Source organism: Billgrantia gudaonensis (genome assembly GCF_900100195.1).
In the GTDB taxonomy this organism is placed as follows: Bacteria; Pseudomonadota; Gammaproteobacteria; order Pseudomonadales; family Halomonadaceae; genus Halomonas; species Halomonas gudaonensis.
The window spans coordinates 298,590-319,241 of record NZ_FNES01000004.1 but is presented as its reverse complement, the minus strand read 5'-3'; the positions used below and the strand labels follow the sequence as shown (position 1 = coordinate 319,241).

The 20,652-nt window shown below is 63.9% G+C and carries 18 protein-coding genes; 15 read left to right on the top strand and 3 right to left on the bottom strand.

Translation table 11 applies throughout. The features are described 5' to 3' along the window. The first annotated feature begins 443 nt into the window (after positions 1-443). The 6 genes from topA (at position 444) to BLP96_RS07160 (ending at position 5,901) form a co-directional block, all read left to right on the top strand. The gene (topA, locus tag BLP96_RS07185; RefSeq protein ID WP_089684552.1) at positions 444-3,071 is read left to right on the top strand and encodes a type I DNA topoisomerase; all 2,628 of its coding nucleotides are present in this window, start codon (positions 444-446) and stop codon (positions 3,069-3,071) included. Further along, complete coding sequence (locus tag BLP96_RS07180; RefSeq protein WP_089684550.1) at positions 3,068-3,532, top strand: DUF6586 family protein; 465 nt, start codon at positions 3,068-3,070, stop codon at positions 3,530-3,532. The genes topA and BLP96_RS07180 overlap by 4 nt, the downstream gene beginning before the upstream one ends. A gap of 181 nt (positions 3,533-3,713) precedes the next feature. Further along, positions 3,714-4,178 carry a hypothetical protein gene (locus tag BLP96_RS07175; RefSeq protein WP_089684548.1) on the top strand — a complete coding sequence of 155 codons (465 nt, stop codon included), beginning with the start codon at positions 3,714-3,716 and terminating at the stop codon, positions 4,176-4,178. A 45-nt stretch (positions 4,179-4,223) separates the two neighbouring features. Beyond that, complete coding sequence (locus BLP96_RS07170; protein ID WP_089684546.1) at positions 4,224-4,682, top strand: hypothetical protein; 459 nt, start codon at positions 4,224-4,226, stop codon at positions 4,680-4,682. 153 nt (positions 4,683-4,835) lie between these two features. Continuing rightward, positions 4,836-5,450: a L,D-transpeptidase family protein gene (locus tag BLP96_RS07165; protein WP_089684545.1), complete on the top strand. Its 615-nt coding sequence runs from the start codon at positions 4,836-4,838 to the stop codon at positions 5,448-5,450. Positions 5,451-5,637: 187 nt separating this feature from the next. Continuing rightward, positions 5,638-5,901: an Lpp/OprI family alanine-zipper lipoprotein gene (locus BLP96_RS07160; protein ID WP_089684543.1), complete on the top strand. Its 264-nt coding sequence runs from the start codon at positions 5,638-5,640 to the stop codon at positions 5,899-5,901. Between the two features lie 82 nt (positions 5,902-5,983). Here the strand turns inward: BLP96_RS07160 and BLP96_RS07155 are convergent, their stop codons facing one another. Together BLP96_RS07155 and mfd are read right to left on the bottom strand one after the other, a co-directional pair. After that, a complete protein-coding gene (locus tag BLP96_RS07155; protein ID WP_089684541.1) occupies positions 5,984-6,991 on the bottom strand; it encodes a L,D-transpeptidase family protein in 1,008 nt (335 codons plus the stop codon). Between the two features lie 134 nt (positions 6,992-7,125). Further along, a complete protein-coding gene (mfd, locus tag BLP96_RS07150; protein WP_089684707.1) occupies positions 7,126-10,575 on the bottom strand; it encodes a transcription-repair coupling factor in 3,450 nt (1,149 codons plus the stop codon). 209 nt (positions 10,576-10,784) lie between these two features. Between mfd and BLP96_RS07145 the strand changes: the two genes are divergently transcribed. After that, entirely contained in the window at positions 10,785-12,248 is a 1,464-nt protein-coding gene (locus BLP96_RS07145; protein WP_089684539.1) for a glyceraldehyde-3-phosphate dehydrogenase, read from the top strand. A gap of 16 nt (positions 12,249-12,264) precedes the next feature. Here the strand turns inward: BLP96_RS07145 and BLP96_RS20485 are convergent, their stop codons facing one another. Continuing rightward, the gene (locus BLP96_RS20485) at positions 12,265-12,387 is read right to left on the bottom strand and encodes a hypothetical protein (RefSeq protein WP_281182591.1); all 123 of its coding nucleotides are present in this window, start codon (positions 12,385-12,387) and stop codon (positions 12,265-12,267) included. A 236-nt stretch (positions 12,388-12,623) separates the two neighbouring features. Here BLP96_RS20485 and BLP96_RS07140 point away from each other — a divergent pair, with 236 nt between their 5' ends. The 8 genes from BLP96_RS07140 (at position 12,624) to sthA (ending at position 20,652) form a co-directional block, all read left to right on the top strand. Beyond that, positions 12,624-13,973, top strand: a complete 1,350-nt coding sequence (locus BLP96_RS07140) for a Na(+)-translocating NADH-quinone reductase subunit A (RefSeq protein ID WP_089684537.1) — start codon at positions 12,624-12,626, stop codon at positions 13,971-13,973. Next, a complete protein-coding gene (locus BLP96_RS07135; RefSeq protein ID WP_089684536.1) occupies positions 13,973-15,199 on the top strand; it encodes an NADH:ubiquinone reductase (Na(+)-transporting) subunit B in 1,227 nt (408 codons plus the stop codon). The genes BLP96_RS07140 and BLP96_RS07135 overlap by 1 nt, the downstream gene beginning before the upstream one ends. Next, entirely contained in the window at positions 15,199-16,017 is an 819-nt protein-coding gene (locus BLP96_RS07130) for a Na(+)-translocating NADH-quinone reductase subunit C (RefSeq protein WP_089684534.1), read from the top strand. Before BLP96_RS07135 ends, BLP96_RS07130 begins: the two co-directional genes overlap by 1 nt. 2 nt (positions 16,018-16,019) lie before the next feature. Then, entirely contained in the window at positions 16,020-16,688 is a 669-nt protein-coding gene (locus BLP96_RS07125) for an NADH:ubiquinone reductase (Na(+)-transporting) subunit D (protein ID WP_089684532.1), read from the top strand. Position 16,689: 1 nt separating this feature from the next. Then, a complete protein-coding gene (gene nqrE, locus BLP96_RS07120) occupies positions 16,690-17,307 on the top strand; it encodes an NADH:ubiquinone reductase (Na(+)-transporting) subunit E (protein ID WP_089684530.1) in 618 nt (205 codons plus the stop codon). A gap of 71 nt (positions 17,308-17,378) precedes the next feature. Further along, positions 17,379-18,611 (top strand): NADH:ubiquinone reductase (Na(+)-transporting) subunit F, encoded by a 1,233-nt coding sequence (gene nqrF / locus BLP96_RS07115; protein WP_089684527.1) that lies wholly within the window; start codon positions 17,379-17,381, stop codon positions 18,609-18,611. Positions 18,612-18,926: 315 nt separating this feature from the next. Further along, positions 18,927-19,178, top strand: coding sequence for a (Na+)-NQR maturation NqrM (gene nqrM, locus BLP96_RS07110; RefSeq protein ID WP_089684525.1), 252 nt, complete (start codon positions 18,927-18,929; stop codon positions 19,176-19,178). 82 nt (positions 19,179-19,260) lie between these two features. Next, positions 19,261-20,652, top strand: coding sequence for a Si-specific NAD(P)(+) transhydrogenase (gene sthA / locus BLP96_RS07105; RefSeq protein WP_089684523.1), 1,392 nt, complete (start codon positions 19,261-19,263; stop codon positions 20,650-20,652).

Sequence of the window (20,652 nt, the reverse complement as noted above, 5' to 3'; positions counted from 1 at the left end):
TGAGCCCCGCTGGCCATCGCGCCCCCTCCCGGCGCCGGGAGGGGGCGCTCTGCATTGACCGGCGGGTGCTTGCGGCGGCCCGGGCGTGCGGTCTAGGCTCTCCGATACTGCGTCGCAGGGCTATCGCAGTCAGGCGAGTTGACTCGGTGCTGACCGGTGACTGCTCCGGGGCGCCGGATCGTCGACGAGGCGCTGTGTGAACCGGTTACTGGGCGCTGCTTTTGTCATCCATGGCAACGGACCTCCTCTTCGAGCTGTGCCCGGCGCCTCTCGTCGTGTTCACCCGAGATTGCCCTCTACTGCGTCGGCCGCGACTGGCACTGAGCCGATGCCTGGGGTAGGGTAAGCGGATTTTTCACCCTGCAGGCAGCGTTCGTCAGGAAGCGCGAGCGTAAACCGTCAGGCGGGATCCGTGGGTCCCGCCCTGCACAAAGTGGAGCACTATGGGCAAGTCACTGGTCATCGTCGAGTCGCCGGCCAAGGCCAAGACGATCAACAAGTATCTCGGCAACGAGTTCATCGTGAAGTCGAGCGTGGGTCACATCCGCGACCTGCCGACCAGCGGCTCGGGCAAGACGGCCACCGACCCGAAGGAGCGGGCACGCCAGGCCGCCGCGACGCGCAAGATGTCGCCGGAAGAGAAGGCCGCCTACAAACAGCGCAAGGCGAGCGAGCAGTTGATCCGGCGCATGGGCATCGACCCGGAGCACGGCTGGGAGGCTCGCTACGAGATCTTGCCGGGCAAGGAAAAGGTGGTGGCCGAACTCGCCAAGCTCGCCGAGAAGGCCGATGCCGTCTACCTCGCCACCGACCTAGACCGTGAGGGGGAGGCCATCGCCTGGCATCTTCGCGAGACCATCGGCGGCGAGGAGTCCCGGTACAAGCGCGTGGTGTTCAACGAAATCACCAAGAATGCCATCAAGGACGCCTTTCAGGATCCCGGCACGCTGAACATCCCCCGCGTGGAGGCCCAGCAGGCGCGGCGTTTCCTGGATCGGGTGGTGGGCTTCATGCTGTCGCCGCTGTTGTGGGCCAAGATTGCCCGCGGGCTGTCGGCGGGGCGGGTGCAGTCGGTGGCCATGCGCTTGATCGTCGAGCGCGAGCGCGAGATCCGCGCTTTCGTGCCCGAAGAATTCTGGGACGTTCACGCCGACCTGGTCTCCCCGGACGGAGAGCCGGTACGTTTCGAGCTCATGCGCCAGGATGGCAAGGCTTTCCGGCCCACCGCCGAGGCCGAGACTCTGGAGCGTATCGCGGGTCTGCGCGATGCGCGCCTGGCGATCACCTCGCGCGAGGACAAGCCGACCCGCTCGAAACCGAACGCGCCCTTCATCACCTCCACGCTGCAGCAGGCGGCGAGCGGTCGCCTGGGCTTCTCGGTGAAGAAGACCATGACCCTGGCCCAGCGCCTCTACGAGGCGGGTTACATCACCTACATGCGCACCGACTCCACCAACCTCTCCAACGATGCGGTGGCCAGCGTGCGCGACTTCATCGACGGCGAGTTCGGCAGTCGCTACCTGCCCGAGTCTCCCAACCGCTACGCCAGCAAGGAGGGTGCGCAGGAGGCCCACGAGGCGATCCGTCCTTCCGAGGTGACGCGCCGCGCCGGCGACCTGGCCGGAATGGAACGCGACGCCGAACGCCTGTACGAGCTGATCTGGCGCCAGTTCGTGGCCTGCCAGATGACGCCGGCCGAGTACCTCTCCACGACGCTGACCGTGGAGGCCGACGGCTATGAGCTCAAGGCCAAGGGGCGGGTGCTGAAGTTCGACGGTTACACTCGGGTGATGAAACCGAGCGGCAAGAACGAGGATCAGGCGTTGCCCGATCTGGCCGAAGGCACGCCAATGACCCTCGATGCGCTGGACCCGCAGCAGCATTTCACCAAGCCGCCGGCGCGCTACACCGAAGCGAGCCTGGTCAAGGAGCTGGAGAAGCGCGGCATCGGCCGTCCCTCCACCTACGCCTCCATCATCTCGACCATCCAGGAACGCGGCTACGTCAAGCTCGAGAACCGCCGCTTCTATGCCGAGAAGCTCGGCGACATCGTGACCGAACGTCTCAAGGAATCCTTCCCCGACCTGATGGACTACTCCTTCACGGCGCGCATGGAGGACGGCCTCGACGAAGTGGCCGAAGGCGAGCGCAATTGGCGCGAACTGCTCGATGCCTTCTATGCCGAGTTCAAGCAGGAGCTCGAAGCGGCAGAGAGCGAAGAGGGCATGCGCCCCAACCAACCGGTGCCCACCGACATCGACTGCCCGAGCTGCGGGCGCAAGATGCAGATCCGTACGGCATCGACGGGCGTCTTCCTGGGCTGCAGTGGCTACAACCTGCCGCCCAAGGAGCGTTGCAAGACGACCATCGACCTGCTGCCCGGAGAGGAAGCCGTGGCCGCCGACGCCGACGAAGAGGCCGAAACACAGGCGCTGCGCGCCAAGCACCGCTGCCCCAAGTGCGGCACGGCCATGGACAGCTATCTGATCGACGAGACGCGCAAGCTGCACATCTGCGGCGACAGTCCGGATTGCGACGGCTACGAGGTCGAGGCGGGGCGCTTTCGCATCAAGGGTTACGATGGCCCGACCATCGAGTGCGACAAGTGCGGCAGCGAGATGCAGCTCAAGAGCGGGCGCTTCGGCAAGTATTTCGGCTGCACCAACGGCGAGTGCAAGAACACTCGCAAGCTGCTCAAGAACGGCGAGGTGGCGCCGCCCAAGATCGATCCCATTCCCATGCCGGAACTGGCCTGCCAGAAAGTGGATGACCACTATGTGCTGCGCGACGGTGCCAGTGGCTTGTTCCTGGCCGCCAGCAAGTTCCCCAAGAACCGCGAGACGCGTCCGCCCCTGGTGCGCGAACTCAGGGCGCACGCAGAAGAGTTGCCCGACAAGTACCGCTACCTGCTCGATGCCCCCAGTGAAGACCCTGACGGTCGTCCGGCGCAGATTCGCTTCTCGCGCAAGGCCAAGTCGCAGTACGTGATGACCGAAGAGGCCGGCAAGGCGACGGGATGGAAAGCCACTTTCGAGGATGGGCGTTGGCGAGTGGAGGACAAGCGCAAGTGACCCCGCGAGGACGCACCAATCAACTGCTGTACCAGGCCGAGTTGCTGCTCGACGTGGACCCGGGTGACGACGAGCACGCCGAGGCTCGGCGCATGGCCGCGGAGGAGGGCGCCCTGGCCTTGGTCGAACTGGCGCTGGAGTCGCTGCTGCGCGAGGTGACAGAGCACGCCCATCTCGAACGGCATGACTGGCGCGAGCTGCTCGGCGCCGAGGTTGCCGGCATTGCCGAACTGCAGCGTTTGCGCGAATTGGCTCTTCGCGACGATAGCTGGCTGGCCTGGCTGTTGCCCAGGCTCGCGGCCTTGCACGAGCCGGATGGCGTGGCACGCCGCATGCCTGCCACCGCACCGGGCATGATCGCGGTGGGCAGCGCTGCCGCGCTGGCCGAGGAGCTCCGTGACTGTCTGGCGCAGGCCAAGAGCGAGATCGCCTCTCTGCGTGAAACCAGCGCGGAGTGGTGACGCGGCGGCGCGTTGACCGGCGTCGGCCCCCATGCGCATGGCTTCGTGGGTTCCGGCCGCTGATGATGGCGGGCATGGACGCTCGTGTTGATGTGCATCAAGCGGTTTTGGTGCGTCTTGGCTAGGATGAAGGCAAAGGCCGCCGGAATGGCCGCGGCGGCAGGGCAAGGAGGAACTGTGCATGCGCTTTCATCAAGTCAAGGAACTGGTGGCCTGGGCCGCTCGCTATCATGCCCAGCTCGCCGACCGCTACGCCGGGCTGGCGAAGGGCGAGGTCGCCGAGCGGGTAAGCATGGCACTCGACTACCTGGCCGAGCACGAGCGTAAGCTGCAGGCGGATCTGGAAGGCTATCTCGCCGAAGGCGGCGATCATCGCGGGGTCCTTGATACTTGGTTCGACGATCCCCATGATTTTTCCCATGCGCCCGTGCTGGAGCGGCTCCCGTCGAGCATCGACTGCGATAGCGTGCAGAGCGTGCTGGCCACCGCCTTGACCGCCCATCGTACGCTGCAGGATCTCTACGCTCAGCGCAGCGAACTCGCGACCGGGCAGGACGAGCGCCAGTTCTTCGAGTCCCTGGCTCAGGGGCAAGAAGCCGAAGTGCGGCGCCTGGCGCGCGACATGCAGCGACTCGAAGCCTATTGAGCCAGCAGTGATCGTCTCGCCATCCACATCATCGAGGAGAGCGCCATGCCGGAACATTTCATGATGAGTCCCACCTCGAGCGGCTTGCTGTCGCCCAAGATGCTGGGGTACTGGACGGGGGATCAGCTTCACGACGTGCCTGACGAGTCGGGCATCTACTGCGTATTCCGTGCCGCCCGTGATCCGGAGACCGGGGAGATGCGCGTGCAGGAGCTGCTCTACGTGGGCGAGCATCGCAGCGCACGCTATGGCGTGGAGCACAACGAGCAACTCGACCGTTGGCGGGGCTACCTGTCTCCCGGCGAGGAGCTCTGGGTCTCGATGGGACTGTGTGGTCAGGCCAACCGTGAGCGGCTTGCCGCGGCCCTGATCAACGCCCACAAGCCGCGCTTCAACGGCCACAGTCGGTACCTTGAGCACTTCCCCTTCGATGAGACCACGGTTCATATCTACGGCAAGAAGGACAAGTTGCAAAGCATCTTTACGGTCTATCCCCAGCCCTGACGACGAAGACGTCTCGAACACGCCGCCTCGGTGCGCCGGGGCAGCGCGTTCGCGGAGGGCTTGAACGGGGAGGGGCGTTCGGCGCTGACAATGGGGAAGAGATGCGGTATAACGGCCCTGCTTCTACTCAGCCTTTCCGTCAGTGAGTGATCGATGTCCCTGCTTTCCCGTCGCCGTTTCTCCACCCTGGCCATGCTGTCGCCGTTGCTGCCTTTCGCCAGCCATGCGGCTGAGGCCGATCTCATCGAGTCACTGCTGGCCAAGGCCAACGTGCCGCGCCATGACGACGAGCTTTGGGTGTTGATCGACGATGGCGAGGCCAGCTTGACCGTTTACCGCGGCAATCGACAGGTCGAACGTTTCTCCCCGGTATCCCTGGGGCGAGGCGGCGCGCGCACCGCGCGGCAGCGCGGCGACAAGGCGACCCCGATGGGCGAATTTCGCGTCAACCGCTTCAATCGCGAGAGCCAGTGGCACATCTTCATCGGCCTCGACTACCCGACGCCGGCCCATGCGCGCATGGCATTGAAGTCTGGCATCTATACGGAGCGAGACTACGACGACTATTTCACTTATTACAAACGTTACGGCCACCCGCCGCAGGAAACGGTGCTGGGCGGCTATATCGGCATTCATGGCCTCGGCGGTGCAGACCCCGACATCCACGCCAGCTATCACTGGACTCAGGGCTGCGTGGCGGTGACCAATGCGCAGATCGAACGACTCGAAAGCTTGATCGACATTGGCACTCGCGTCGTGATCCGCTAGTCTTCAAATGACGCAAGGGACGTTTCAAGCTATGGACAAGCGCCGTTGGCTATAATAAAACAGCGTTTGACTCCTGTGCTTGGCAGCAGTCGCTGCAAGAACCTGCATGAGCAGGACGCCTGACCTCAGGCTTCATCAACACCGCTGCACTGACGTGCAGTACCAAGGAAGACTCAAGGAGAACATCATGACTCTGAAGACCACTCTGAAGCTGTCTGCCGCTGCCGCCTCTCTGGCGATTCTGGCCGGCTGTGCTTCCACCAGTGATCTGGAAGACGTTCGTCAGACCGCTGAAGCCGCACAGGCCGACGCTGCCGAAGCACGCAGCATTGCCGTCCAGGCCCAGAACACCGCCAACCAGGCGCAGCGCGATGCTCAATCGGCTCTGCAGATGTCCGAGCAGAACCGTGAGGAGATGGATCGCATGTTCGAGCGCTCCATGCAGAAGTAATTCTGCCGGAACGCTGGCCCTTCCCGGTCGGGAAGGGCTCATGGCAGGACCTAGAACCCCGCTACGGCGGGGTTTTTTCGTCTCAGCGTTGGCCCAACACCAACTCGTCGTACAGCGTCACCGGTTCGGGGGCCGGCTCGGCACTGCGCAGCAGCGAGATCAGCTGGCCATCGGGCTGCTCCACGGCCTGGCGGAGCCGAGCGTAATCGACCGGTGGCTGGTCGTCGCCGAAGGCCTGACTGACCACCTGGATGGCCTCGAGGATCGGCTCGACGCTGCCTCGGTTTTCTTCCAGCCGGGGAAACGACTGGGCGTAAAGCACGCCATCCTGCGACCAGGCGGCCTTGAAGGGCTGGTCGACGATGTTGACCTGGGTGCCGCTGGGGACGCGCTCGTAAAGCGACTCGATGTCCTCCGGGTACATGCGGATACAGCCGCGGCTGACACGCATGCCGACGCCTTCGGGTTTGTTGGTGCCGTGGATCAGGTAGCTGGGCAGGCCGAGCAGGATGGCATGGCGTCCCAATGGATTGTCGGGACCGGGGGGCACCACGGTGGGCGGTGGCTCCCCGCGTGCAGCGGCCTCCTCGCGCATGGAGCGCGGCGGGGACCAGTGCGGATCCTTGACCTTGACGGTGGTCTTGGTCAGGCCGACCGGCGTGGCGTACCCCTCGCGGCCCACGCTGATCGGGTAGGTTTCCACCACGCCTTCGGCACTGTAGTAGTACAGCCGCAGCTCCGACAGGTTGATCACGATGCCTTCGCGAGGCGCGTCGGGAAGGATGTGGCGATTGGGAATCGTCACCTCGGTTCCGGCGTAGGGAGCCCAGAGGCTGACGTCGGGATTGGCCATGCGAATCGCCTCGTAGCCCACGTTGTGTCGGCGGGCGATGTCGACCAGGGTGTCGCCGTCTTCGACGGTGACGGTATAGTTCTCGCCGATCACCTTGCCGCTCTCGGCAAGGAGGAAGTGGCCGCGTGGCAATTCGCCTTCCTCGGCGGAAAGCGGGTCGACAAGCAGCACGGCAAGGGCGGCAACCAGGGCCGTCACCGTCTGGCGGAATGGCGTTGGGCGGGTTTTCAGCGTCATGGTCTCGTGAGCCGTTGGGGCGGCGGGGCCGCCGGGTAGCGATGCTCGCCCTGTCCTTGTGGCGGCACCGGTGTTGGGGTGGCGATGAAACGCTTGATGGCAGTATAGCCTGGCTTGGGCTGTGTCTGGATGCCTCAGGCGGCTTCGACCTTGCGATTGAGCGTATCGAGCAGGCGTTCGACGACCTGGAAACGTTCCTCGTCGCGCGCCATTTCCGCTTCGAAGCGCAGGGTATCCGCGCCGTCGAGACGGTAGATCTCCGGCGAACGCTGAATCATGTCCACCAGCGTCAAGGGGTCGACCCGAGTATGGCCGCCGAAGATCACGCGGCCGCGTTCGGCACCGGCCTCGACGCGCACGATGCCGAGCGCCTCGGCGCGCTGGCGCAGGCGGGTCTGGCGCAGCAGGGTCTTGACCGGGGCGGGCAGCAGGCCGAAGCGGTCGACCATCTCCACCTGAAGCTCCTTGAGTTCGGCCTCGTCGGCGGCATTGGCGATGCGCTTGTACATCACCAGGCGTTGCTGGACGTCGTGCAGGTAGTCGTCGGGAATCAGCGCTGGCAGGTTGAGGCTCACTTCCACTCCTTCGTCCAGCGGCGCTTCGATGTTGGGCGTCTTGCCGGCGCGAATGGCGGCAACGGCGCGGTCGAGCATCTGCATGTAGAGACCGTAACCAATGGCTTCCATCTGGCCGCTCTGTTCATCGCCGAGCAGCTCGCCAGCTCCGCGGATCTCCATGTCGTGGCTGGCCAGCGTGAAACCGGCGCCCAGATCCTGGGAGGCGCCGATCGCCTCCAGCCGCTTGACGGCATCCTTGGTCATGGCGCGCGGCGGCGGGGCGAGCAGGTAGGCGTAGGCCTGATGGTGGCTGCGCCCCACGCGGCCGCGCAGCTGGTGCAACTGGGCCAGGCCGAACTTGTCGGCGCGCTCGATGACGATGGTATTGGCACTGGGCACGTCGATGCCGGTCTCGATGATGGTGGAGCACACCAGTACGTTGAAGCGCTTGTGGTAGAAGTCCGACATCACCCGTTCCAGGGCGCGCTCGGGAAGCTGGCCGTGCGCCACGGCGACGCGAGCCTCGGGCACCAATTCGCGCAGCCTGTCGGCGGCGCTCTCGATGGTGCGTACCTCGTTGTGGAGGAAGTAGACCTGGCCGCCGCGGAGGATCTCGCGCAGGACCGCTTCCTTGATCACTGCTTCGTCGCGCTGCTGGACGAAGGTCTTCACCGAGAGTCTGCGTGCCGGCGGAGTGGCAATGATCGACAGATCGCGAATGCCGCTCATGGCCATGTTGAGGGTGCGCGGAATGGGCGTGGCGGTGAGCGTGAGAATGTCCACTTCGGCGCGCAGGCTCTTGAGGCGCTCTTTCTGGGACACTCCGAAACGGTGTTCCTCGTCGATGATCAGCAGCCCCATGTGCGGGAAGTGCATCGACTTGCCGAGCAGTTTGTGGGTGCCGATGACGATATCCGCCTGCCCCCCTTCGATGCGTTGCTTGGCGGATGCCTGGTCCTTGCCTCCGGTGAAACGCGACACGAGCTCGATCTGCACGGCCGTGTCGGCGAAGCGGTCGCGAAAGTTCTCGTAGTGCTGGCGGGCCAGCAGGGTGGTGGGCACCAGAACCACCACCTGGCGGCCGGCCTGCACGGCCAGAAAGGCGGCACGCATGGCGACTTCGGTCTTGCCGAAGCCGACATCGCCGCAGACGACCCGGTCCATGGGACGGGGCGAGGTCATGTCCTCGATCACTCGACCGATCGCCTCGCGCTGGTCGGGAGTCTCCTCGAAGGGGAAGCTGGCGGCGAAGCGGGCGTATTCGTCGTCGGGCGGCGTACAGGCGAACCCCTGCTTGGCTTCTCGTCGCGCGTAGACGTCGAGCAGTTCGGCGGCGGTGTCGCGTATCTTCTCGGCGGCCTTGCGACGTGCTTTGTCCCACTGGTCCGAGCCCAGCTTGTGCAGCGGAGCGAGCTCGTCATCGGCGCCGGCATAGCGCGAGATGAGGTGCAGGCTCTCCACGGGCACGTAGAGCTTGGCGCCGCCGGCATACTCGAGGGCCATGAACTCCGCCGCCTGACCGCCGGCCTCGAGCGTCTCGAGACCGGTATAGCGCCCCACGCCATGGGTCTGGTGGACCACCGGCGCCCCTGGCTTGAGCTCGGCGAGGTGGCGAATGGCCAGTTCGCCATCGTCGGTGGCCTTTTCGCGGCGTCGGCTCTGGCGCACCACTTCGCCGAAGAGCTCGGTTTCGCTGATGACTGCCAGGTCCGGTTCGGTCAGCCACAGGCCGGCATCGAGTTCGCCCTCGGTGACGCCCAGGCGAGCGTCGCCAGAGAGGAAGTCGGCGAAGCTGGCCTCATGGGGTATGTCGAGCTTGAGCGGGGCGAGCGTCTCTTCCAGCGCCTCGCGCCGGCCCCGTGACTCGGCAACGAACAGCACCCGGGTCGAGGGTTGCTCTTCGAGGAAGCGCGACAGCGCCGTCAGCGGCTGCCTGGCGCGGGCGTTCACCGTCACGTTGGGCGGTGCCTTGGCGGCGGGGGACTGGGCGTGGCGATGCTGGTCGTCGTCGGTCAGCTCGACGCGCGGATGGCGCTTGACGGCGGCGAACAGCTCCGCCACCGGCACGAAGGCGCGGTGCGGCGGGAGCAGCGGACGGGTGGGGTCGACACCGAGATTGTCATAGCGACTCTCGATGGATGCCCAATGGTGTTCGGCGGCCGCGAAGACGCCGGGGAGCATGGCCACTCGTGTACTGGGCGCCAGGTGGTCGAACAGCAGGGCCGTCTCTTCGAAGAACAGCGGCAGGTACTGCTCGAGCCCGGGAGCGGGAATGCCCTTGAGCGCATCCACGTAGAGCGGGCACTGGCGCGGATCCACGTCGAACAGGGTTTCGAAGCCCTCGCGAAAGCAGGCAATGGCACCGCGCGACAGCGAGTATTCGTGAGCCGGCAGCAGTTCGATGCGCTCGACCTTCTCGCGGCTGCGCTGCGTGTCGGGATCGAAGTGGCGCAGGGTGTCGATCTCGTCGTCGAACAGGTCGATGCGCAGCGGCGATTCGCTACCCATGGGAAAGAGATCGATCAGTGCACCGCGCAGCGCGTATTCGCCAGGCTCATAGACGGTTTCCACGGCGCGATAGCCGGCGCGGGCGAGGGCATCGCGGAAGCTCTCGCGGTCGAGCCTCTGGCCGACCTCCAAGGTCAATACGCGTCCGGCGATGTAAGCCACCGGAGGCAGGCGTTGCATCAGTGTGTTGGCGGCCACCAGCACGATGCCATGCTCGCCATCCTGGAGTCGCCGCAGGGTGCGCAGGCGGGCCGAGACGATGTCCTGATGCGGCGAGAAACTGTCGTAGGGCAGTGTCTCCCAGTCGGGAAAGGGCAGCACGGAGGCCGTGGCGTAGAAGCCCAGGTCGTTCTCCAGGCGCTGTGCCGTGGCGGTGTCGGGCGTGACCACCAGCAGAGGCGCGTCGCTGGCCAGGTTGGCCAGAGCCAGGGCAGTGGCGCTGCCGGGCGGCGTGCGCCAGTAGAGAGTGTCGCGCAGGCCCTTGGGGCGCGGCGGGTCGAGCGGGCTGAAATCGGGCATGGTGTCGAAACGTATCGGCAAGCTGGAAGGCTGGGCGCGGAGGCCGGGTGCGGTATCGAGAGGCATCATATCAGCCTAGAGCCGCGCGTGTAGTCAAGCCGGCGTTCCTGTAATCCCCCTACACCACCTGCGACCATCCTGCGATTGCCCCGGGCGGGGCGTGCCGGGATAATGCGCGCGTATCCCGATCCCTACCAGAGAGGCTTCACGTGAGTCAGCAACCCCTCGATACCGTCTTTCAGGAATGGCATGACAACCAGGCGCTCGCCGAGCAGATGATTCCGCTGATCGGCAAGCTCTACCGCCATCACAATGTGGTCACGACCCTGTATGGCCGTTCGCTGTTCAACCGTAGCGTCATCCGCATCCTGAAGGACCACCGTTTCGTACGGAAGGTCGAGGGTACCGAGCTTTCCGTCAGCGATACTTTCCCGCTGGTCGAGGCGCTGATCCGCTTGAACCTGGGGCCGGCTCACGTCGACGTTGGCAAGCTGGGGGTGGCTTTCAAGAAGCGTGGCGGCGGTGACGTCGAAGCCTTCCTGCGCGAAGAGCTGGCCGAGATCGTCGATGCCCATGACCCCAGCGGCGGCAACGGCCAGTCCAAGGACGTGGTGCTCTACGGCTTCGGGCGCATCGGTCGCTTGCTGGCACGCATCCTCATCGACAAGGCGGGTGGCGGCAACCTGTTGCGTCTGCGTGCCATCGTCGTGCGCGGCCGAGGCGACATCGCCAAGGATCTGGAAAAACGCGCGAGCCTGCTGCGCCGCGACTCGGTGCATGGCCCCTTCGACGGTACCATCAGCGTCGATAGCGAGGCTCGTACGCTCACCGCTAACGGCAACGTCATCCAGGTCATCTACGCCGACTCGCCGGCCGAGGTGGACTACACCGCTTACGGCATCGACAACGCCGTAGTGGTCGACAACACCGGCATCTGGCGCGACGAGGCGGGGCTCGGACAGCACCTGGAGTGCCGGGGCGTTTCCAAGGCGTTGCTCACCGCGCCGGGCAAGGGCGACATCAAGAACATCGTCTACGGGATCAATCACCAGGACATCGCCGAGAGCGACAGCATCCTGTCGGCGGCCTCTTGCACCACCAATGCCATCGTGCCGGTGCTCAAGGTGCTCAACGACGAGTACGGCATCGAGTGTGGCCACGTGGAGACGGTGCATGCCTACACCAACGACCAGAACCTGATCGACAACTACCACAAGGGTGACCGGCGCGGGCGAAGCGCGCCGCTCAACATGGTGCTCACCGAGACGGGGGCCGCCAAGGCGGTGGCCAAGGCGCTGCCCGAGCTTTCCGGCAAGCTGACGGGGAATGCCATTCGCGTACCGACCCCCAATGTCTCCATGGCCATCCTCAATCTGACCCTGCAGCGCGAGACCGATGCCGAGGCGCTCAACGACTTCCTGCGCCGCATGTCACTGGACTCCCCGTACCAGAAACAGATCGACTTCGTCGATTCGCCCGAGGTGGTCTCCACCGACTTCGTGGGCAATCGTCATGCGGGCATCGTCGATGCCAAGGCGACCATCGCCAATGGCAAGCATGCCGTGCTCTACGTCTGGTACGACAACGAGTTCGGCTACAGCTGCCAGGTCGTGCGCATCCTGCAGCACATTTCCAACGTGCGCTTCCTCAAGCTGCCTCGCGCCAAGGCCTGAGGCCTTCGTTCGACGCTCAGATGTCATTCCCGACCGTCCAGGTCGGGAATGTCGTGATCCAGATCATCTCGTCGCGATTGGGGCGGTCGTCGAAGCGATCGCCCCAATCGCATTCGGCAGCTACGCTGCGGCGCGCCATCAGCGCCTTTCAACGCCTCTTCGACCTTGCCGACAGCCCGCCATGGTGGGCCGCGTAGACCTTTTTCCACCATCGGTCGTGTGGTCATTGGTCGCGCTTGTCTTTATAATGCTCGGGATTTTCGGGGTGGTCCGAGCTCGCCTCGGGCCTGACTGGTAACGTACTGACACGACAAGAATTCGCATCCATTCGCACCCCTTTCCTTCGTATATCCGATCCATCAACTGGGCGAGACTATGATCGAAGTCAAGAAAGGCCTGGATCTCCCCATCACGGGGGCGCCCGAGCCGCGCATCGAGGATGCGCGACCCGTGCGTCACGTGGCCGTCCTGGGCACCGACTACGTCGGCATGAAGCCGACCATGGAGGTCCGGGAGGGGGACAAGGTGAAACTGGGCCAGCTGCTCTTCACCGACAAGAAGAACGACGGCGTGCGCTTCACGGCCCCGGCTGCCGGCGAGGTGATCGCCATCAACCGTGGCGAGAAACGCAAACTGCTCTCGGTGGTGATCGAGGTCGACGAGAACGAAGAGGCAGAGAGCTTTACCGCGCACGGCCGCAATGAGCTCGAAAGCCTCGAGCGCCAGACGGTGGTCGACCAGCTCGTCGAGTCGGGCCTGTGGACCGCGCTGCGTACGCGCCCTTACTCGCGCAGCCCGGCCATCGACAGCGAGCCGGCCGATATCTTCGTCACTGCCATGGATACGCATCCGCTGGCGGCGGACCCGGCGCTGATCATCAACCAGCAGACCGAGGCCTTCGAGGATGGCCTGAAGGTGCTGGCGCGGTTGACGCAGGGCAAGGTCTATCTGTGCAGCGCTCCCGACAGCGACATCCCCGGCGGCAACGTCGAGGGCGTCCAGGCGGAGTCCTTCGCGGGCCCGCATCCCGCTGGCCTGGTCGGCACCCACATCCACTTCTTGTCGCCGGTCTCGTTGCAGCGTCGCGTGTGGTACATCGGCTACCAGGACGTCATCGCCGTCGGCAAGCTGTTCAGCGAGGGCAAGCTCGACGTCAGCCGCATCATCGCCCTGGGCGGGCCGCGTGCCGAATCGCCGCGCCTGCTGCGTACGCGTCTGGGGGCCAGCACCGAGGAACTGTTGGCCGGTGAGGTCATCGAACCCGATGAAACCCGCGTGATCTCGGGTTCGGTATTCTCCGGATTCACCTGCGAAGGGGCGCTGCGTTACCTGGGTCGCTTCCACAATCAGGTGAGCCTGCTCGAAGAAGGCAACAAGCGGGTCTTCCTGGGCTGGCTGTCGCCGGGCAGCAACCGTCACTCGGTCATGGGTATCTACCTGTCGAAGTTCAAGGGCCTGCGCAATTATGCGCCGACCACCTCGACCAACGGCTCCGAACGCGCCATGGTGCCGGTGGGTGTCTACGAGGAAGTCATGCCGCTGGACATCCTGCCGACCCAACTGCTGCGCTCGCTGATCGTCGGCGACATCGAGGTCGCCATGCAGCTCGGGTGCCTGGAACTGGATGAAGAGGACCTCGCCCTGTGCACCTACGTGTGCCCCGGCAAGTACGAGTACGGTCCCATCCTGCGCGACAACCTCACCCTTATCGAGAAAGAGGCCTGATGATGGGTATCCGACAGACACTCGACAATCTCGAGCCGCACTTCCACAAGGGCGGCAAGTACGAGAGGCTCTACCCGCTGTACGAAGCGGTCGACACCATCTTCTACTCGCCCCCCGACGTGGCCAAGACCACGGCCCACGTGCGCGATGGCATCGATCTCAAGCGCATCATGATCACCGTGTGGCTGTGCACCTTTCCAGCCATGTTCTTCGGCATGTGGAACGCCGGCTGGCAGGCCAACATGGCGATCGCCGACGGCTTTGCCTCGATGGATGGCTGGCGCGAAGCCATCATGATGACCCTTTCGGGCGGCCACGATCCAGATAGCCTGTGGGCCAACTTCGTGCTCGGGGCGACCTATTTCCTGCCCATCTATCTGGTCACTTTCGTGGTCGGGGGCTTCTGGGAAGTGCTGTTCGCCGTCAAGCGCGGCCATGAGGTCAACGAAGGCTTCTTCGTCACCTCCATTCTCTATGCGCTGATCCTGCCGGCTACGATCCCGCTGTGGCAGGTGGCGCTCGGCATCACCTTCGGCGTGGTGATCGGCAAAGAGGTCTTCGGCGGCACGGGCAAGAACTTCCTGAATCCGGCGCTGACCGGTCGCGCCTTCCTCTACTTTGCCTATCCGGCACAGATCTCCGGCGATGCGGTATGGGTCGCGGCTGACGGGTTCACCGGCGCAACGGCATTGTCCGTCGCCTACCAGGACGGCGTAGCGGCGCTTTCCAGCCAATGGAGCTGGTGGGACGCCTTCCTCGGCTTCATGCCGGGCTCCATCGGAGAGACCTCGACCCTGGCCATCCTGATCGGTGCCGCCGTGCTGCTGTGGACCAAGATCGCCTCGTGGCGGATCATGCTGGGCTGCTTGCTGGGCATGGTGGCGATGAGCGCGATACTCAATCTGGCCGGTTCGGAGAGCAACCCGATGTTCGCCATGCCCTGGTATTGGCACCTGGTGGTGGGCGGTTTCGCCTTCGGTACGGTGTTCATGGCCACGGACCCGGTGTCTGCCTCCATGACCAATCCCGGCCGCCTGATCTTCGGAGCGCTCATCGGCGTGATGACCGTACTGATCCGCGTGGTCAATCCGGCGTTCCCCGAGGGCATCATGCTGGCGATCCTGTTCGCCAACCTGTTCGCCCCGCTCATCGACCACTTCTTTGTTCAGGCCAACATCAAGCGCCGCCAGCAGCGCACCGGTGTGCCGGCCGAGGAGACCGCCTGATGGCTCAGAGCAACAACTCCATCAAGAAGATCCTGACGGTGGCGTTCGCACTCTGCATCGTGTGTTCGGTCATCGTCTCAACCGCCGCGGTGGCGCTGCGTCCTCTGCAGCAGCTCAACCAGGAGCTGGATCGCAAGACCAACATCCTCAGCGTGGCCAACCTCTACGAAGAGGGCATGGATGTCGAGTCTCGCTTCGAGGAAACCATCACGCCGCGCGTGGTGGACCTGCGCAGCGGCGAATACACCGACGAGTTCGATCCCGACACCTACAACGCCTTCGAAGCGGCCAGCGATCCGGCGTCTTCCCGCACGCTGTCAGGCGATCAAGACATCGCCGGCCTGTCGCGTCAGGAAAACTTCTCCACCGTCTACCTGGTCGGGGAGGCCGACGATCCCGAACAGATCATTCTGCCGATTCGCGGTCAGGGGCTGTGGGGACTGATGCGCGGCTACGTCTCGTTGAAAGGCGACGGCAATACTTTCGTCGGTATCACCTACTACGAGCACAGCGAAACGCCCGGTCTGGGCGCCGAGGTCAACAATCCGCGCTGGCAGGCCCAGTGGGAAGGCAAGAAGATCTTCGCGGATGACGAAGCCGTGGCACCGGCGATCAGTCTGGTCAAGGGGGGTGCCAGCGAAGCGACCGAGGTCGATGCTCTATCGGGAGCGACCCTGACCAGCCGTGGCGTCACCAACATGCTGCAGTTCTGGCTCAGCCCGGAAGGCTTCGGCGAGTACCTGGCCCGCTTCCGCGACGAGGTGAGCCCGGGCGAAGCCGAGGACGCTGACGTCGAACTCGAATCTGAAGGAGCCTGACCATGTCCGCTGCGACTCCCAAGGGCGTCCTGACGACGCCGATCTTCAAGAACAACCCCATCGCCCTGCAGATCCTGGGGATCTGCTCGGCGCTGGCGGTGACGACCAGCATGAGCGTCTCGCTGGTCATGACGATGGCCGTGATCTTCGTGACAGCGTTCTCGAGCATGTTCGTGTCGCTGATCAGGAACCACATTCCATCGTCGATCCGCATCATCGTTCAGATGACCATCATTGCCTCACTGGTGATCGTGGTCGACCAGATTCTCAAGGCCTTCGCCTATGAGATGTCCAAGCAGCTCTCGGTATTCGTCGGCCTGATCATCACCAACTGCATCGTGATGGGGCGTGCAGAAGGTTTCGCCATGACGAACCCTCCTCAGCTCGCCTTTCTGGACGGTGTCGGCAACGGCCTGGGTTACGGTTTCATCCTGATGACCGTCGGCTTCGTGCGCGAGCTGCTCGGTGCCGGCAGCGTGTTCGGCTTCACCGTGCTGCAGCCGATTCAGGATGGTGGCTGGTACGTACCCAACGGCCTGCTGCTGCTGCCGCCGTCGGCGTTCTTCATCATCGGCCTGATCATCTGGGCACTGCGCGAGACGCATCCGGAGCAGGTCGAGGAGAATGAGTTCAAGATGAAGGAAAACTCCCAGCCGAAGGAGGCCGTCTGACATGGAACACTATCTGAGCCTGCTCGTCGCCGCGGTCTTCGTCGAGAACATGGCCCTGGCGTTCTTCCTGGGTATGTGTACCTTCATTGCCGTATCCAAGAAGGTCTCCTCGGCCATCGGTCTGGGCATCGCCGTGATCACGGTGCTGACCATCACGGTGCCGGTGAACAACCTGATTCTGCACTACCTGCTGGCCGAAGGTGCGCTGACCTGGACCGGGATCAGCGGCACCGAGAACATCGATCTGACCTTTCTCGGCTATCTGAGCTACATCGGCGTCATCGCCGCCATCGTGCAGATTCTCGAGATGTTCCTCGACAAGTACGTGCCGGCGCTCTACAACGCGCTGGGCGTGTTCCTGCCGTTGATCACGGTCAACTGCGCGATCCTGGGTGGCGTGCTGTTCATGGCCGAGCGCAACTACAACTTCGGTGAGTCGGTGGTCTATGGCTTCGGTGCCGGCCTCGGTTGGGCCCTGGCGATCGCGGCGCTGGCCGGCATCCGCGAAAAGCTCAAGTACAGCGATGTGCCCGCCGGCCTGCAGGGCCTGGGCATCACCTTCATCACCGTAGGTCTGATGTCGTTGGGCTTCATGTCCTTCTCCGGCATCCAGCTCTGAGACAGGGTGCGTTACCGATGGCGCCGGGCGCCATCGGGAAACCGGTCACTCACAGCAAATAGGAAACCGACATGGTTGGTACAGCTATCATCTTGCTCGGTGTGGTCATGTTCACCGTGGTCGTGATCAGTCTGGTCATGGTCATCCTGGCGGCGCGCAGTCGGCTCGTCAGCAGCGGCGACGTGACCATCGAGATCAACGGCGATCCCGAGCACACTCTTCAGACCCAGGCCGGCGGCAAGTTGCTCAATACCCTGGCGGCCAACGGCATCTTCCTGTCGTCCGCGTGCGGTGGCGGCGGGTCCTGCGCCCAGTGCAAATGCCGTGTGGAAGAGGGCGGCGGCGCCATTCTGCCTACCGAGGAGTCGCACTTCACGCTGCGCGAGAAGAAGCAAGGCTGGCGTCTCTCCTGCCAGGTGCCCGTCAAGCAGGACATGAAGATCGAGGTGCCCGAGGAGGTCTTCGGCGTCAAGAAGTGGGAGTGCGAGGTCATCGAGAACCCCAACGTCGCCACCTTCATCAAGGAACTGAACCTCAAGCTTCCCGAGGGCGAGGAAGTCGCCTTCCGTGCCGGCGGTTACGTGCAGCTGGTGGCGCCGCCCTACGACATTTCCTTCTCCGATTTCGACATCGAGGAGGAGTATCGCGGCGATTGGGAGAAGTTCGATCTCTTCAAGATCCGCCACAAGAACAACGAGGAGGTCATTCGCGCCTACTCCATGGCGAACTACCCGGAAGAGAAGGGCATTCTCAAGTTCAACATTCGTATCGCCACGCCACCTCCCGGCACCAGCCACCCGCCGGGTCTGATGTCCACCTATGTCTTCAACCTCAAGCCGGGCGACAAGGTCACGGTCATGGGGCCCTTCGGCGAGTTCTTCGCCAAGGATACCGATGCCGAGATGGTCTTCATCGGCGGCGGTGCGGGCATGGCGCCCATGCGTAGCCACATCTTCGACCAGCTCAAGCGGCTCAAGACCGATCGCAAGATCAGCTTCTGGTACGGCGCACGCTCCTGGCGCGAGACGTTCTACAACGAGGAGTACGACCAGCTGGCCGAGGAGTTCCCCAACTTCGAGTGGCACCTGGCGCTCTCCGACCCGCTGCCCGAAGACAACTGGGACGGCCCGACGGGCTTCATCCACAACGTGCTCTACGACAACTACCTCAAGGACCATCCGGCTCCCGAGGATTGCGAGTACTACATGTGCGGGCCGCCCATGATGAACGCCTCGGTCATCAAGTTGTTGATCGATCTGGGCGTCGAACCCGAGAACATCATGCTGGACGATTTCGGCGGATGATCTCACGCCGCCGGGCGATACCGGGGCTGGCCCATGACGGGCCGGCCCTTTCCGTCATTTCACCCTGTCTGCCGATCTGGACTTGAGTGCCCGATGAGCGGTGGATCGGCATACAAGGTGATCTGTGTAGCGTTGAGTGCGTCAGCCCGCCATGGTTGCCGGTGTTGACCTTTCCCCAGAATGAATGCGTTGTGCATGACGTGCGTGGAGCATGACTGACGTGCGGTTGTCTCAATGATGGAGACAACGAACCTTCATGACAGGCGTTCCCGTGCTGACGGACACCGTCGGCGCCAGGCGCAAGGAGCTTTCTCGATGACGATTTTCTTCGTAGTACTCGGTTTCATGCTGCTGATCATGGCTGCTATGGCCATCGGCGTGATCATGGGGCGCAAGCCGATCGCCGGCTCTTGCGGCGGCCTCAACAAGCTCGGCCTCAAGGATGGCTGCGAGGTCTGCGGTGGCCGCGACGAAGTCTGCGAGGAGGAGAATCGCAAGGCTGGCGCCCGGCGGCGCAGCGACGAAAGCCGCGGCGCCGATCTCGGCTACGATGCGACCCGGCGTTGATGGGATCGGCCGATGGCAGTTCGGTAGCGCTTGATGCGTGCGTCTTGACCTCCCCTTGGTGGCGAAGGAGATCCGCGGGTACATGGCAGTCTACAACTACGATGTGGTGGTGATCGGGACCGGTCCGGCGGGCGAGAGCGCTGCCATCAATGCCGCCAAGCACGGCAAACGGGTTGCCGTGGTGGAGAAGCAGCCGCTGGTGGGCGGCAACTGCACGCACTGGGGAACCATCCCATCCAAGGCGTTGCGCCACCAGGTCAAGCAGATCATGGCATTCAACACCAATCGGATGTTTCGCGACATCGGCGAGCCGCGCTGGTTTTCCTTTCCCAAGGTGATGGAGCGTTCGCGGGTCACCATCGAACAACAGGTGGCCATGCGCACCAACTTCTATGCGCGCAACCGGATCGATCTGTTCAGCGGCGTGGCACGCTTCCAGGACGAGCATACCCTGCTGGTGCGCGACGGCCAGGATGCGACCGATCAACTGGTGGCCGAGAAGGTCGTCATCGCCACCGGTTCGCGGCCCTATCGCCCGGCGGACATCGACTTTCGTCATCCGCGCATCTATTGTTCGGACACCATTCTCAGCCTCAACCACACACCGCGCACCCTGATCATCTTCGGCGCCGGCGTGATCGGCTGCGAGTATGCGTCGATCTTCTCGGGACTGGGCGTCAAGGTCGACCTGATCAACAACCGCGGCAGCCTGCTCTCGTTTCTGGACGACGAGATCAGCGATGCGCTCTCCTACCACCTCCGCAAGCATGGCGTACTCATCCGCCACAACGAAGAATACGATCGCGTCGAGGGGGATGAGTCGGGGGTGATCGTGCACCTCAAGTCAGGCAAGAAGCTGCGCGCCGATGCCTTTCTCTGGGCCAACGGCCGCACGGGCAATACCGATCAGCTCGGACTGGAGACCATCGGTCTCGAGGCCAACGGCCGTGGACAGCTCGCCGTTGACGAGCATTATCGAACGGCCATCGGGCACATCTACGCCGCAGGCGACGTGATCGGCTGGCCGAGCCTGGCCAGTGCGGCCTACGACCAGGGGCTCAATGCCTGCGACGAGCTGCTCGATCGTGACTACCGTTTCGTCACCGAGGTGCCCACCGGTATCTATACCATTCCCGAGATCAGTTCCTTTGGTCGTAACGAGCGGGAGCTCACCGAGGCCAAGGTGCCTTACGAGGTGGCCCAGGCGTTCTTCAAGGACACCGCCCGTGCCCAGATCACCGGCGACACCGTCGGCATGCTCAAGATCCTCTTCCATCAGCAGAGCCTGGAGATCCTGGGCATCCACTGCTTCGGTGACCAGGCCTCCGAGATCGTCCATATCGGCCAGGCGATCATGCAGCAGAAAGGCGAGGCGAATTCTCTGAAGTACTTCGTGAGCACCACCTTCAACTACCCGACCATGGCCGAGGCTTACCGAGTGGCCGCTCAGAACGGGCTCAACCGGGTGTTCTAG